This window comes from Micromonospora sp. NPDC048835 (assembly GCF_040649995.1).
Taxonomy (GTDB): domain Bacteria; phylum Actinomycetota; class Actinomycetes; order Mycobacteriales; family Micromonosporaceae; genus Micromonospora.
In genome coordinates this window covers 219867-233845 of sequence record NZ_JBEZGM010000003.1, presented here as the reverse complement: position 1 = coordinate 233845, position 13979 = coordinate 219867, and the positions used below count along the sequence as shown (strand labels likewise).

At 73.5% G+C, this 13979-nt stretch carries 9 protein-coding genes; 5 read left to right on the top strand and 4 right to left on the bottom strand.

All coding sequences use genetic code 11. From position 1 onward, the window contains the following. Positions 1 to 7 precede the first annotated feature (7 nt). Positions 8 to 967 (top strand): aminoglycoside phosphotransferase family protein, encoded by a 960-nt coding sequence (locus AB0C15_RS05825; protein ID WP_357349069.1) that lies wholly within the window; start codon positions 8 to 10, stop codon positions 965 to 967. Positions 968 to 989: 22 nt separating this feature from the next. On the opposite strand, the gene AB0C15_RS05820 is transcribed toward AB0C15_RS05825, so the two are convergent. Further along, on the bottom strand, positions 990 to 1799 hold the full coding sequence (locus AB0C15_RS05820) for a DNA-formamidopyrimidine glycosylase family protein (protein ID WP_357349067.1): 810 nt from the start codon (positions 1797 to 1799) through the stop codon (positions 990 to 992). A 143-nt stretch (positions 1800 to 1942) separates the two neighbouring features. Here AB0C15_RS05820 and AB0C15_RS05815 point away from each other — a divergent pair, with 143 nt between their 5' ends. From AB0C15_RS05815 to rocD, 4 genes are all read left to right on the top strand, one after another. After that, positions 1943 to 4090, top strand: a complete 2148-nt coding sequence (locus tag AB0C15_RS05815) for an SGNH hydrolase domain-containing protein (RefSeq protein WP_357349065.1) — start codon at positions 1943 to 1945, stop codon at positions 4088 to 4090. A 171-nt stretch (positions 4091 to 4261) separates the two neighbouring features. Continuing rightward, positions 4262 to 5098 carry a thrombospondin gene (locus tag AB0C15_RS05810; protein WP_357349063.1) on the top strand — a complete coding sequence of 279 codons (837 nt, stop codon included), beginning with the start codon at positions 4262 to 4264 and terminating at the stop codon, positions 5096 to 5098. A gap of 706 nt (positions 5099 to 5804) precedes the next feature. Next, positions 5805 to 6620, top strand: a complete 816-nt coding sequence (ddaH, locus tag AB0C15_RS05805; protein ID WP_357349338.1) for a dimethylargininase — start codon at positions 5805 to 5807, stop codon at positions 6618 to 6620. Then, positions 6620 to 7834 carry an ornithine--oxo-acid transaminase gene (gene rocD / locus AB0C15_RS05800; protein WP_357349336.1) on the top strand — a complete coding sequence of 405 codons (1215 nt, stop codon included), beginning with the start codon at positions 6620 to 6622 and terminating at the stop codon, positions 7832 to 7834. The genes ddaH and rocD overlap by 1 nt, the downstream gene beginning before the upstream one ends. 99 nt (positions 7835 to 7933) lie before the next feature. On the opposite strand, the gene AB0C15_RS05795 is transcribed toward rocD, so the two are convergent. The 3 genes from AB0C15_RS05795 to AB0C15_RS05785 form a co-directional block, all read right to left on the bottom strand. Next, positions 7934 to 9088, bottom strand: a complete 1155-nt coding sequence (locus AB0C15_RS05795) for an FHA domain-containing protein (protein ID WP_357349061.1) — start codon at positions 9086 to 9088, stop codon at positions 7934 to 7936. A gap of 223 nt (positions 9089 to 9311) precedes the next feature. Next, positions 9312 to 10364: an acyl-CoA desaturase gene (locus tag AB0C15_RS05790; protein WP_357349059.1), complete on the bottom strand. Its 1053-nt coding sequence runs from the start codon at positions 10362 to 10364 to the stop codon at positions 9312 to 9314. 137 nt (positions 10365 to 10501) lie between these two features. After that, on the bottom strand, positions 10502 to 13978 hold the full coding sequence (locus AB0C15_RS05785; RefSeq protein WP_357349057.1) for a hypothetical protein: 3477 nt from the start codon (positions 13976 to 13978) through the stop codon (positions 10502 to 10504). Between the last annotated feature and the right edge of the window lies 1 nt (position 13979).

The following is a 13979-nucleotide window of genomic DNA, read 5'->3' as shown; positions in this document are numbered from 1 at the left end:
AGTCACAATGGACCGGCGTGGGAACGCCGTGACCCGGCTGAGCCACCCACCAGCCGACACGAACCGCCGCACGGCTCAGGAGGGCCAGTTGGATCTACCCGAGGGTCTCGACTGGGTACGCGGGTCACCCGCCGGCCGCGCCTGGCTGGCCACACTCCCGACCTGGCTGACGGAGTGCGCCGAGCAGTGGTCGCTGCGGCTCGGCCCGCCCTTCCGACAGGCGTACGCCTCGCTGGCGCTCCCCGTCGACCTGCCCGACGGCAGGGCGGCGGTGCTGAAGCTGCAGTACCCCGACGAGGAGAGCCGGCACGAGGCCGACGCGTTGGTGCACTGGGACGGCGACGCGGCGATCCGTCTGCTCGCCCACGACCCCGCCCGGCGCGCCCTGCTGCTCGAACGTTGCCAGCCGGGCACTCCCCTGCACGACCTGCCGCCAGACCAAGCGCTGGGCGCGGTGATCGGGCTGCTTCCCCGGCTCTGGCGACCGGCAGGCGCGCCGTTCACCTCGCTGGTCCAGGAGGCCGCCGGGTGGGTCGACCGGATGCCGCGGGCCTGGGAACGGGCCGGTCGCCCGTACGAGCGGCGGCTGCTCGACGCGGCGCTCGACCTGCTCAGCGGCCTGGCGTCGAGCCAGGGTGAGCAGGTACTTGTCAATCAGGACCTGCACGCCGGCAACATCCTCGCCGCCGACGGGCTCGCCGACCGAGGGGCGTGGCTGGCGATCGACCCGAAGCCGCTGACCGGGGAACGGGAGTTCTCGGTCGTACCCATGATCCGCGGCCCGGAGCTGGGCCACTCGCCGGCCGCCGTTCGACGCCGACTGGACCGGCTCAGCACCGACCTGGGGTTGGACCGGGACCGGGCCAGGGGTTGGACGATCGGGCACACGCTGGCCTGGGGCGTCGCCGACGGCACCGTCTTTCCACAGAAGATCGATGTGGTCCACTGGCTGCTCGACGGTGGCTGAGGCGCAGCGCGGGGTGCGGGAATCAGGTGGCCTGGCAGGTACGGCACCAGTAGAGGTTGCGGCCGGCCAGCTCACCGCGACTGACCTCGGTGCCGCAGACGTGGCAGGGTGCCCCCGGGCGGCGGTAGACGTACACCTCGCCGCCGTGCCGGTCCACCCGCGCCGGCCGGCCCATCGCCTCCGGCAGGTGCGCGTCGCGGACCGTGTCGATCCGACCGTGCGTGACCGCGAGCCGCATCAGCCCGACGAGGTCGTCCCAGAGCGCGTCCCAGCCGGCCCTGGTCAACTGGCGACCCGGCATCGTCGGGGGAAGCCCGGCCCGGAACAGCGCCTCGGTCACGAAGATCAAGCCGGTGCCGGCCACCACCGACTGGTCCAGCAGCAGCGCGGCGAGAGGGGTGGGGCTGCGGGCGATCCGGGTGTACGCCCGCTCCGGGTCGGCGTCGGCACGCAGCGGGTCCGGCCCGAGGCGGTCCCGCAACGCGGCCACCTCGGGTGGGGTGAGCAGCTCACAGGCCGTCGGACCGCGCAGGTCGAGCCAGTGCCGGTCGCTGGCCAGCCGCAGCCGCACCTGCCCGACCGGCTCGGGCGGCTCCCCCGACCCATCGGTGAACTTGCCGTACAAACCAAGGTGTACGTGCAGAGTCAGCTCGCCGGCGTAGTGGTGCAGCAGATGCTTCCCGTACGCCTCGGTGCCCTCCAGCACGGTCCCGCAGAGCCGGGCAGCGCCGTCGGCGAAACGCCCCTGTGGGCTCGCGGCGTGCAGCTTGTCCCCGGCGAACAGCTCGGCGTGCCGGGCCGCCAAGCGGTGGATGGTGTGTCCCTCTGGCACGGGTGCCAAGCATAGACAGCAGGTAGACAGAGCCGACGTACGCCGCCGACCGCTCACGGCTTCCACCGCGTTGGCGCATGCCGCATACTCTCAGCGGTTCCGCCGATGTCTCGGCGTACCACGGGCGGGGGGAGAACGGTCCGATGTCGGTCGGCCACACGACGTACGAGCAGCAGCGGACCGATCCGGTCGGTCCAGCGCCGACCGCGAAGCCGGCCACGTTCCGCCCAGACGTGCAGGGGTTGCGAGCGGTCGCGGTGCTTGCCGTCATCGCCGACCACCTCCTGCGGTACCCGTCGGGCGGGTTCGTCGGCGTCGACGTCTTCTTCGTCATCTCCGGCTATCTGATCACGTCGCTGCTGCTGCGCGAGCACGATCGCACCGGGACCATCTCGTTCCGGGGCTTCTACGTCCGCCGGATCAAGCGGATCATCCCGGCGTCGATACTTGTCCTCGTCAGCACCGTCGTCGCGGCGTCCTTCCTGCTCGACGCCGTGCGGTTCAGTCAGCTTGTTCGTGACGTGGTCGCCTCGTTCTTCTTCATGGCGAACTGGCGGTTCGCCCGCGAAGGCACCGACTACTTCCAGGAGGGGTTGCCGCCGTCGGCGGTGCAGCACTTCTGGTCCCTCGCCGTCGAGGAGCAGTACTACGTCGTCTGGCCCTGGCTGATGCTGGGCATCCTGTTGTTCGGGGTCCGCCGCTTCGCGTGGGGTCCGCGTGCACGGCGGCTGGCGGTCGGCACCACGATTGGTGCGATCACCGTCGCCTCGTTCGCATGGGCGATGTGGGAGACCCGTACCGACACGACCGTGGCGTACTTCTCCACGTTCTCCCGCGCCTGGGAACTCGGGGTCGGGGCGCTCGTCGCGGTCCTCGGCAGCGCTCTTGCCATCCGGTCGGTGGCCGGCCGTACGCTGCTCGGCTGGCTCGGCATGGCCGGCATCGTCGCCTCGCTCTTCCTCGTGCCGGCGACGCCCGGCTTCCCGGCGCCGTGGGCGACCCTGCCGGTGCTCGCCACAGCCCTCGTCATCGCCGCCGGTGCTGGGGGTGACCAGCCGTACCTGTGGCCGCTGACCAACCCGGTGAGCCGCTACGTCGGCGACATCTCCTATTCGCTGTACCTCTGGCACTTCCCGGTCGTCGTGCTCCTCGCGGCGCTCATGCCCAGCGACAGCGTGGCCTACTACCTGACCGCGGCGGTGCTCATCACCGCACTCTCCGTCGTCGGGTACCACGGCGTGGAAGACCCGCTGCGCAAGGCGACCTGGGGCCGCCGCCCGGCGACCGGGACGGCGCCCGCCACCCAGCCGGCCTCGCGGATCCCCACCCACAGGGCGCCGCGTCCACGCCGGCCCGGTGGGCTCACCGCCGTCCTGCGGCCAGTCCTGGTCGCCGCAGCGCTCGTGGTGTCGGTGACCGTCGCGGCGGCCACGCCGGTGTGGAACACCACGCCGGCGGAGGCAAAGCCGCCCGCTGGTGCCGAACGCTGCCTCGGTGCCGCTGCCCGGGACGCCAGCCTCGGCTGCCCGTCGGTGCAGGGCAACTTCATCCTGCCGGCCCCGGCCGACCTGACGAAGGACACCGCCGGCGCCTTCGACTGCTGGATCGCTGAGCGGCAACCGATGCGCACCTGCACCTACGGCGAGTCGGGCCCGGGGACCACCTCGGTGGCGCTGCTCGGCGACAGCCACGCCGCGATGCTGCTGCCGGGGCTTCGGACCCAACTGGCGACGTACGGCTGGAAGCTCGACAGCTACGTCGGCTGGGGCTGCCAATGGATCCGGTCCGGCACCGGCAGCACCTGCGACGAGACGATGAAGGAGATTCAGCAGCGGCTGGCCACCGGCCCGAAGTACGACATCGTCATCGTCACCGCGGCCCGGCACAAGACCGCGCCGGACAAGGACTGGGTGTCGCGGATGTACGCGGAGGCATGGAAGCCGGTCGCCGCGCGAGGGACGAAGATCGTTGTCGTGGCCGACAATCCGGGCGTCTCCGAGGCGGCCCTGGAGTGCGTGCGACGGGTCAACTTCTCGGTCCTCGACCACGACTGCGCCACCCCTGTGTCCCGGGCGTACGCCGAGACCGACGCTCTCGTCGCGGCGGCCGCGATGGTGCCTGGCGTCGAACTGGTGGACCTGCGGCAGTACTTCTGCGACGCGACCTCGTGCCCGGCCGTGATCGGCAACGTGATCACTTACCGGGACACCGTCGGGCACATCACCGGGACGTTCAGCCGTACCCTCGGGCCGCACCTCGCCAGGGCGGTCCACGACGCGGCTGCCGCCTGACAGGCCAGGCGGCAGCGGCACCGCGCCCCCGCCGGACAGACCGCCCGCGCCGGTCCGGGTGGCCGTACCCAGGATTGGTGTCAGGAAACGCCCAGGTGGGTATTCGAGGGGCGACACCGCGTGGGTGCCACCCTTTCCGTCGGCCACCACGCATTCATCAGGAGGTGTGTAGTGGTCAGAATTCCTTCGCTGTCCCGCCGGTCCGAGCCGGCACCGACGTCGGACGAGAACCTCGACGGCCGCGTGGACGGCCGCGACACCCCGGTCACCGCAACCGGCCAGTCCGACGACCCCGCCGACTACCGCGCCGACGGCCGGGTCGGCGAGGCCGAGCGACGGGCCAGCGAGCGGGCGGCGGTGGCCCGAGCCGCCACCGCGCGACCGGTCCAGGCCGAGCCCCGCACCGGTCGCCCGGTGGCACCCGAACCCAGCAACGGCAGCACTCCTCCGGTGGCACCCGAGCCCAGCAACGGAAGCCCCCACCCGGTCGCGCCCGAGGCCCGCACCGGCACCGTCAACAAGGCGGAGACCAAGCCCGTGCCCTCCGCCGTCGCGACCACGACGCGCACCGCCGAGCGGGACGCCGACGTCGACAGCACCACCCGGCGGCCCGACATCTCCGACCGCCCGGTCTCCCCGGCCCCGGGCACGACCACGCCCGAGCCGCCGGTGACGCGCGGCCCGAAGCCGCGGGCCAGCCTGCTCGCCACCCTCGGCCTGATCGTCTCGGTCGTCGGTGCGACGTTCGTGCTGAGCGGGACCCTGGCCGGGTACGGCATCGGGCTCGGCGCGTTCGGTGCGGTGCTCGCGGTGCTCGGCCTGATGGCCACCCGCCGTCGGCACGTCGCCGGCACTACCGACGCGCTCTTCGGCGTGCTGATCGGGCTGGCAGCGGTCGTGATCGGGGTACTCGCGATGACCGGCCAGTTCGACTGGCCGACCACCGACGGCGACTGGGTGTCGCGTTTCCGCGAGTGGCTTGACTCACAGTTTGTGGATCGTTTCTAGCGGGCACTGTTCCGCTCGCCGGTGATGCACCGGCGAACAGCCGGCGGTTCGCCGGCAGCCCGACCAGTCCGGTGGTTCACCGGCCGGGAGACACCCTTTCAGGGGCGGCGGTTCGCCGCCCCTGAAGTGTTTCCGGGGTACGACGGTTCCGACTCGGAATCGTCGAACGGGATCTCACCTCCCTGGGTCCAGGTCCGGGAAACCACGTCCGCCGCCCCCTTTGCTCTGCTGCCTTATATGCGCCACCGGGTGCCCGAGGCGGCCGGCAGGTGGCCCGGAGGCGTCCGCCGTCTGGCGCCTGGCAGGGGTCCGCCGCGTGGCGCGAGCAGGTGGCAGGCAGGGGTCTCTCGTGTGCCGCGAGCAGGCGACCGCCAGGGGTCTCTCGTGTGGCGCGGGCAGGTGGCCGGCGGATCCACTACTCGTTGCCGAGGGTGCCCTTGCCTGGTGGTGCAGATAAGGCAGCAGAGCAAAGGCTGCGAACGAAACCCACGGCCCCCGACCGCCCGGCCTCCGGCGCACCATCCGACGCCTCACGCTGAAACGCAACGAATCACAGCAGATGGCCCTTCATACGCAACGGATCTACGTTCTGCGCAACTCTCGGTGGTGGATCCTGCCGCTGAGGCCGCATACCGTTGAGCAACGGCGCCAGCCCGTGGGCCACGGTGGCCGGGCGCGCCCGACCCCTGGGAGCAGGACAATGACGATGGACGCCACCAGCCAGCGCCTGTTGATGTGCCGGCCGACGTACTTCGCCGTCGACTACGCCATCAACCCCTGGATGGACCCGACCGCGCCGGTCGACGCCGCGCTTGCCGTCCGGCAGTGGGAGCAGCTACGCCAGACGTACCTTGACCTGGGCCACACCGTCGAGGAGATCACTCCGGTGCCCGGCCTGCCCGACATGGTCTTCGCCGCCAACGGCGGCACCGTGATCGACGACAAGGCGATGGCAGTGCAGTTCCGGGACCCGCAGCGCGCCGACGAGGCGCCCGCGTACCGGGCCTGGTTCGAGGCCGCGGGCTTCGAGATGTACGACCCGAAGCACGTCAACGAGGGCGAGGGCGACGTCCTGCTGGCCGGCGACCACCTGCTGGCCGGCACCGGCTTCCGCACGGCGCACGCCGCGCACGCCCAGTTGCAGGAGGTCTTCGGCTACCCGGTGATCACCATGCAGCTCGTCGACCCGCGCTTCTACCACCTGGACACCGCGTTGACCGTGCTCGACGAGCGGACCGTGGCGTACCTGCCCGAGGCGTTCTCCGCCGGCAGCCGGGCCGTGCTGCGTCGGCTCTTCCCCGACGCGGTGCACGCCACCTCGGCCGACGCCGAGGTGCTCGGCCTGAACGCGGTCAGCGACGGCCGGCACGTGGTGCTGCCCGCGCAGGCCACCGACCTGGCCGCCAAACTGCGCGACCGGGGCTACGAAACCATCGGGGTCGACCTGTCCGAGCTACGTAAGGCCGGCGGCGGACCGAAGTGCTGCACGCTGCGACTCCGTCAGGGAAAGGCAAGCAAGTGATCGTGGACGACAAGCTGCGTACGCCGGGAGCGGTCCGGGACGCCGAGCGCTGGACAGCGCACAACTACCACCCGCTGCCGGTGGTGATCTCTTCCGCCGAGGGCGCCTGGCTCACCGACGTGGACGGCCGCCGCTACCTGGACTGCCTGGCCGGCTACTCCGCGCTGAACTTCGGCCACCGGCACCCGCAGCTCATCGCCGCCGCGCACGCCCAACTGGATCGGCTGACGCTTACCAGCCGGGCGTTCATCCACGACCAGTTCGCCGACTTCTGCCGGGAGCTGGCCGAGCTGTGCGGCAAGGACCTGGTGCTGCCGATGAACACCGGCGCCGAGGCGGTCGAAACCGGGATCAAGGTGGCTCGCAAGTGGGGCTACCAGGTCAAGGGGGTGCCCGCCGGGCAGGCCAACATCGTGGTCGCCGAGGGCAACTTCCACGGCCGCACCACCACCATCGTCAGCTTCTCCACCGACGAGGACGCCCGCGCCGACTTCGGGCCGTACACCCCGGGCTTCACGGTCGTGCCCTACGGCGACCTGGATGCGCTGACCGGCGCGATCGACGAGAACACCGTCGCCGTGCTGCTGGAGCCCATCCAGGGCGAGCAGGGCGTCGTGGTGCCGCCGGAGGGTTACCTGCCGGGCGTGCGACAGGTCTGTACCGAGCGCAACGTCCTGTTCATCGCCGACGAGATCCAGTCGGGTCTGGGGCGTACCGGCAAGACCTTCGCCTGTGACCACGAGGGCGTCGTGCCCGACATGTACCTGCTCGGCAAGGCGCTCGGCGGCGGCATCGTGCCGGTCTCCGCGGTGGCCGCGAACGCCGACGTGCTCGGTGTGCTCAAGCCCGGCCAGCACGGCTCCACCTTCGGCGGCAACCCGCTCGCCTGCGCGGTGGCGATCGAGGTGGTCCGACTGCTGGCCACCGGCGAGTTCCAGCGCCGCTCGGCCGAGCTGGGTGAGCGGCTGCGGGCCGGCCTGGAAGGGCTGGTCGGCAAGGGCCTGGTCGGGGTACGCGTGCGGGGCCTCTGGGCCGGTCTGGACATCGACCCGGCGCTGATGAGCGGTCGCGAGGCGTGCGAGCGGCTGGCCGCCCGTGGAGTGCTCGCCAAGGACACCCACGGCTCCACCATCCGCCTCGCCCCACCCCTGGTGATCACCGAGGAGGAGATCGACCTGGCGGTGACCGCGCTCGCCGAGGTGCTGGCCGGCTGACGGACCGCACCGGCCGAGATCTGCGCAACTACAGGGAAAGTGCTGCCTCGACACCATCTGAGGCAGCACTTTCCCTGTACGTGTGCGGATCTCGCCGCGTCAGGGACGAGGTAGGCGCATCGCCATCGTCGGGGCCTCGGCCATCACCGAGGTCGGGGTGAACGGTGCGCCGGTGGGTAGCTCCTCGGCGCGGCCGATCTGCACCCCCGGGTACAGCTCGATCATGTCGTTCTCACCAAGCACCCGGGACTGCTGAGGGGCCAGCGGGATCCGGTCCGACTCGGTCATCGAACCGGCCGGCCGGATGCCGGAGCCGTTGGTGCTGACGTCGGTGACGATGACCTCGCCGACCCGCAGCTCGAAGCGGACGTGACCACGGCTGATCCACCGCCGCGCCTCGTCGTTGAGCCACTGCCCGAGCATGATGCCGCCGTCCTGCTCGGGAGCCCGACCAGCCACGATCGGCTGGTCCTCGCTGAGCACGAACCGCCGCCGGACCAGACCGCCGACCCGCACCGCCAGCACCTCGGTACGCGGACGTGGGCCGGCGTCACCGAGCCGCACGCCGTGCCGGGGGCAGGTGGGCACGCCGTTGCGCAGCGCGGGCGGCGGCTGCGCGGCGGGGCTACGGTCAGCACCCCCGGCCAGGTCGGCGAACGCGCCACCCCCACCGCCGCCGCCGAACAGCGCGCAGCCCGACTCCGGGCAACGCCACTGACGGGCCAGCAGCTTCACCCCGGTCGGCGACCGCTTGCCGGCGACCGGCGCGTGCCCGCCACCGACGTGCGCGATGAACGCCGGCCCGCCAGCACCCGGCACCGGAGCCACCACCCGACCGGGCTGCTCGACAAGCCACGGGAACCGACCACGCAGCCCGTCGAAGCGGACCCGGCTGAGCAACGGCAGCCCGAGCAGGTCGGCGACCTCGAGCATCCGGTCCCCCGGGTTGTCGAGCACCTCGACGAGCCCGTCGTCGGCCCAACGGCGAACGACCATCCGCTCGTTGGAGGTGAGGTCGGCGTCGGAGAGCAACGCCCGGTGCACCACCGCGTAGACCTGGACGCTGTCCTCCTCCAACTCGCGGGAGAGCGCGTCGATGACCATGCCGAGGCGGAGCAGGCTTGCCGGCCGGCCACCGTCGATGTCCTGGTAGCGGATCACCTCGGCCAGGTCGACCACGGCCCGGGCCAGTGACGGGTCCGTGCAGACCCGCCCCTCGATGGCATCCAGAACCTTGCTGATCTCGAATCTCATGCCGCACTCCGGACGATGTCGTCGATCCGCCGGGTCGGGGACCAGCCCGTCAGCCCGCCCAGCTCGTCTCGCACCGCTTCCGCGGTGAGCAGGTCTGCCATGCGCCGACCCTACCGGGGACGACGGCCGGCATCGACCAGCGGTAGCGGGGTGTCGATCGACCCGGTACGCGCAGGCGGGGGCGGTGCCGTCCGGCATCGCCCCCGCCCTCCCCCTGGTGTGTTCAGCCGCGCAGCGGCCGCCCCACCTCGTGCAGGTGACCGAGTGCCTGCCGGTACGACTCGACAAGCCCGGTCTCGGCGTACGGAATGCCCTGCTCGACGCAGTAGGCCCGGACGATCGGCTGGGCCCGGCGCAGGTTGGCGCGGGGCATGTTCGGGAAGAGGTGGTGCTCGATCTGGTAGTTGAGGCCACCCAACGCGGTGTCCACGAGTCGACTGCCGCGTACGTTGCGGGAGGTCAGCACCTGCTTGCGCAGGAAGTCCAGCTCGTCCTCGGCGGTGGGCATCGGCATGCCCTTGTGGTTCGGCGCGAACGCGCAGCCCATGTAGAGGCCCCACAACGCCTGGTGCACGACGGCGAAGAGCAGCGCCTTGACCGGGGACATGACCGCGAGCAGCAGCGCGACATAACCGACGGTGTGCGCGATGAGCAGCGCCGCCTCGGCCGCCCGGTGCCGCATCGGCACGGTGTACCCGCCGTTCGGCTCCCGGCCGACGATCGCCCGGATGCTCGCCACGTGCAGGTTCAGGCCCTCCAGCAGGAGCATCGGGAAGAAGAGGTACGCCTGCCGCCGGGCCAGCCAGCGACCAAAACCCCGCGTGCCGAGCGCCTGCTCGTACGTCCACACCAGGGCGCCCGCGCCGACGTCCGGGTCCTCGTCCTCGTGGTTCGGGTTGGCGTGGTGCCGGTTGTGCTTGTCGACCCACCAGCCGTAGCTGAGCCCGACCGTCGCGTTGCCGGCCAACAGCCCCACCAACTCGCTGGGCCCGCGCCGACGGAACATCTGGCGGTGCCCGGCGTCGTGGCCGAGGAACGCGACCTGCGTGGTGGCCACCGCCATCAGGGCTGCGAGTGGAAGCTGCCACCAGGAGTCGCCGAGCAGGAACACGGCCACCCAGCCGGCCACGAAGGCACCGAGGGTGAGCACGATGCGGGTGGCATACCAGCCGGGGCGCCGCTCCAGCAGGCCCGCCTGACTGATCCGTCGGGACAACTGTGCGTAGTCACTACCTCGCCGTCGTACCGGCGGTTCCGCCACCGCTCCGAGCGCCATCGCTTGCCCCCGTTCCGCTTGCGCCCGTGCCACGGTGGTGCGGGCTCACTGTCGAGTCTCCCGATGGTGGTAGCGCTGAGTAACCCCGACAGCCCCCGAATGAGGGGTAGGGCAGGCCCTACCCCTACGGGTTCGGCTCAGCCGAGCCGGCCCACCGCGGCGCGCAGTCGGGCCAGGTCACGTCGCCGCCGCTCGTACGTGGCGGCGAGCCCCACCAGCGCCAGCCCGCCGACCCCCAGGTAGATCCACCGGGGCAGCAGGTCCCAGCCCCGGGCCACCTCGTGCAGCGCCAGCAGCGTCAGCACACCGCCGCCGAGCAGCACCGGCGCCTGCCAGCGGCGGGTCGCGCCGGCCAGCACCGCGCCGGTCGCCGCCGCGCCGAGGAGCAGTCGCCGCCACGGCTGCGGGTCCGGCCCGACAAGCACCGACACGAGGCTGGGCAGCAGGGCCGCGATCAGCCCTGGGCCGAGAGCCGGCCAACTGGTCAGCCCTGGCCGGGTACGCAGCGCCAGCAGCCCCGCGCCGACGGCGAGGGCCGCGGCCGGCAGGGTGTACGCCTCCAGCACGGTCACCCCGCCGGCGGCCAGCAGCACCCAGGCCCCGAGCAGTTCGCTGCCGGCGGCGATCCCGGCGAACGCCCACCGCCGACCGGCCGGCTCCCCCCTGCGCAGCAGCCGCAGCGCGACGGCGATGCCCCAGAGCACGAGGACGGTGGCGAGGTGCCGTGCCACGTCGACGGCGAGCACCGCCGCCACCAGCGCGACGGCCTGCGCGGCGGCGTCCAGGACGCGTCCCAGGCGGATCCCCGCCGGAGTGAGCGCGGCGGCGGCCAGCACCAGCGCGGCCACCGCCAGCAGCGGGTACGCGGCAGCCCGCAGCGGCAGCCCACCGGCGAGCGGGGCGGTCACCGCGAGCGCGGACGCCGCGCCGACGGCGGCGAGCGCACCGGTGACCCGTACCTCGAACCTGCGCGCCCCGACGGCGACCACGACCGCCGCCACCAGCAGCACCCCCTCGGCCGCGAGCGTCCCGGCCCGGGTGGCCAGCAGGCCGAGCACCCCGGAGGCCACCAGCACCACGCCCACCGGCGCGGCGACCGGCGTGAGCGCCGGACGGGTCGCGGCAAGCGCGGTGAACAGCAGCGCGGTCAGGCCGGCGAGCAGGACGGCGGTCGGCAGCACCGGCCACGGCGCGCCGATCGCGACGAGCAGCACGGGCAGCGCCGCCGCGACGAACGGCAGCACGGCCGGCACCGGCGCACCGGCCCGTCGTCCGGCCAGCGCTGCGGCCACCGCCAGCACGACAAGCGCCAACCCGACCGGGAGCACCGACGGGTCGGCGACGACGGTCGGCACCCCCGACCACACCCGACCCCGGCCGCCGGGAGGCGACACGAGCGCGGCCAGCACCGTCGGCAGCGCCGCCAGGACGGCGACCGCGGCGAGCGTTCCGCCCGCCGCCAACACCAACGCCGACCAGGCCGACCCACGTCCGCCGGCGGCCGACCGGTCTCCGAGAGCCACCTGGCCGGGGGCACTGGGCGACGCCAGCAGGTAGCCGACGACCGCGAGGCCCAGCGCCCCCAGCGCGGCGTACAGCACGAGCGGCTCGTCCCCCGCCACGACCAGCGGCGCGAGGCCGGGCACGATCACCGCGACGACCGCGCCGGTCACCGCGTACCCGATCAGCTCCCCGCGGTGGCGACGTGCCGCCAGCGCCGCGACAAGCGACAGCCCGGCGGCGGCCAGCGCGAGCCGCGCCTGCCACCAGGGCGGTGCGCCCGTGGCGAACAGCGCCACCGCCGCGATCCCGGGCAGCGCGAGCTGCCCGGCCAGCAGACCCACGCCGGCCACCTCCCGGTACGCCCCGGCCCCCCGTGGTACGGCCAGCGCCAGCCCGACCACGGCGAGCACGCCGAGCGCCACCAGAGCACCGACGGGGGCGGCAAGGGCCACCAGCAGCCCGTGCCCGAGCAGGGCGGCCCCGCCGAGCGCCCGGGTGCGCAGAGCGACAGGCGCGGCGCCGGGGCGGGCCAGCACGGCGAGCAGCAGCGTGACTCCGCCGATCAGGTCGATGGCCACCACCTGCGGCCAGGCGGCCGTCCAGCCGGCCGGGGCGGCGAACAGCACCGCCACCGCACCGGCCGTGCCGAGCACCCCCCGCACGGTACGGGGCAGCAGGAGCGCCGTCGCGCCGATCGCCAGCGCCACCGCAGGTGCCAGTTGCCAGCCCCAGCGCAGGTCCGGCCCCGTCCCGGCCCCGTCCCACGGCGGCAGCGACCGGCCGACGGCGGCGACCGCCAGCCCGATGGTGATCAGCACGGTGACCTGCGCCGTGCCCGCCGCGACGAACAGCGCACCGGCCCGCGGGCCGGTCCACCGACCGCCACCACCGTCCGCTGCCGCCCCGACCGTCGCCGGCAGGAGCCGCACGGTGGCGGCCAACCCGAGCGCCACCGTCGCCGCCGCGAGCAGCAGCAGGGACGGCCGCAACTCCGCCACCGGTCGCAGCAGGGCGGCGGCGAGCACCGGCACCAGCAGCCCGGCCGCCACCGCCCGCAGCGCCCGCCCCCCGACGAGCCGGGCCGCACCGAGCCCGGTGAGCGCGACAAGCACCAGCGGCACCCCGGCCAGCAGTGGCGAGCCCCCCGCCCGACCACCGACGAGCGGCACCACCGCGCATGCCGACGCGCCCACAAGCGCGCCGACGTGACCCGCGCCGGCCAGCACCCGGCCGACGAGCTGCGCCGCCCCTCCCCGACCACGCAGCACGGCCAGCACGGCCAGGTTCAGCGACGCCACCCCGAGCAGGACCAGCGTCCACCCCGCCGCACCCAACCCCGCCTCGGCGGCGAGCAGCGGCAACGCCGGCTGGGCGGCCACCAGGGCGGCGAACCACGGCCCCGTCAACCCGCTCCACCTGCCGTACGCCACGGCGACCGCCGCGCTGGCCCCCCCGACCAGCGCGGCGTACCGACTGCCCGGCCAGCCGGCCACCCCGGCCAGGTCCACCGACCAGGCCGCGTAACCGTCGAGCACCACGAGCAGCAACCCCACCGCGGCGAACGTCTCCGCCGTACCACGCAGCCCTCGGCGCACCGCAAGCAGCGGCACGCCGAGCGCGAGCGCGGTGAACGCCGCAAGGATCAACGCCCGCCCACCGACCCCCACCGCCGCCCAGGCGACCGCGGTGAACACCACCGCAGCGGTGCTCAGCAACAGTCCACCGAGGACGAACAGCAGACCCTGGACCGTCCGGGTCGAGGCCTCCGCCGCACCCGGCCGCGAACCCGCCGCCACCCCGGGACCCGGTCCGATGGACGGCACCGGCCCGGCCACGGACGCCGGCCGCGCCACGACCGGGGCCGCCAACCCGGCACGGACGACCGCCGCCAGCTCGGCCCGCCGCCGCGACACGGCCGTCAGCCGTCCGGCCAACTCGGTGTACGCGAGACGCGCCTGCTCCACCTTCGGCGTGAGCTCGGCGGCCTCCCGGCTCAGCCGGACCACCTCGGCGGCGATCGGGTCGGGTGCGCGCCGGCAGCCGGAACACCCGGCGCTCAGGTCGGCCGGTGCGCCGCAGGCGGGGCAGGGGTAACGGGTGTCGTCGTCCACC